Origin of the sequence: Leuconostoc sp. S50 (assembly GCF_016624925.1) — a bacterium.
Lineage (GTDB): Bacteria > Bacillota > Bacilli > Lactobacillales > Lactobacillaceae > Leuconostoc > Leuconostoc pseudomesenteroides.
Genome location: NZ_JACVUE010000027.1, coordinates 1 through 917, shown reverse-complemented (window position 1 = coordinate 917; position 917 = coordinate 1). Strand labels below are relative to the sequence as shown.

The following is a 917-nucleotide window of genomic DNA, read 5'->3' as shown; positions in this document are numbered from 1 at the left end:
TTGGTTGAAGCAGGACGCGACGTGGTGGTTGTGGACGCCTTGTTCACTGGACACCGCGCAGCAGTTAATCCAGCAGCGACATTTTATCAAGTTGACATTCGTGATAAGGCAGCTTTGTCGGCAGTGTTTGATAAAGAAAACATTGAACAGGTGGTTCATTTTGCAGCCTTTTCAATTGTGCCAGAATCAGTGGCAAACCCACTGAAATATTTTGACAATAATACTAGTGGCATGATTACATTGCTGGAAGTGATGAAAGCACATGACGTCAAACAAATCGTCTTTTCATCAACCGCCGCAACTTATGGTAATCCCGTTCATATTCCGATTAAGGAAACTGATCCGCAAAATCCGATTAATCCTTATGGTGAATCAAAGTTGATGATGGAAAAAATCATGAACTGGTCCGATCAAGCTGACGGGGTTAAATGGGTCGCGTTGCGCTATTTCAATGTGGCTGGTGCAGCAGAAGATGGCACAATTGGCGAAGACCACAATCCAGAAACACACTTGGTACCAATTATTTTGCAAGCTGGTTTGGGACAACGTGATTATATTGAAATGTTTGGCGATGACTATAATACACCAGACGGCTTTAATGTACGAGATTATGTGCATGTCTTAGACTTGGCAGACGCGCATATCTTAGCATTGCAGTATTTAGCTGATGGTCATGAGTCAAATCAGTTTAACTTAGGATCAGCGACTGGATTTTCAGTGAAAGAGATGGTTGAGGCGGCACGGGAAGCAACAGGGGTTGATATTCCAGCTAAAATTGGGCCACGTCGAGCGGGTGATCCTGATATTTTGATTGCCAATTCAGATAAGGCACGAGAGGTGCTGGGCTGGGCACCAAAGTATGATAATGTGCAAGACATTATCAAGACAGCTTGGCAGTGGCATCAGAGCCACCCTAA

At 44.3% G+C, this 917-nt stretch carries 1 protein-coding gene; it reads left to right on the top strand.

Annotation, left to right across the window (positions count from 1 at the left end):
• Nucleotides 1-917: UDP-glucose 4-epimerase GalE (galE, locus tag IAE53_RS11230; protein WP_200136520.1), on the top strand; the 917-nt coding region annotated here is incomplete at both ends.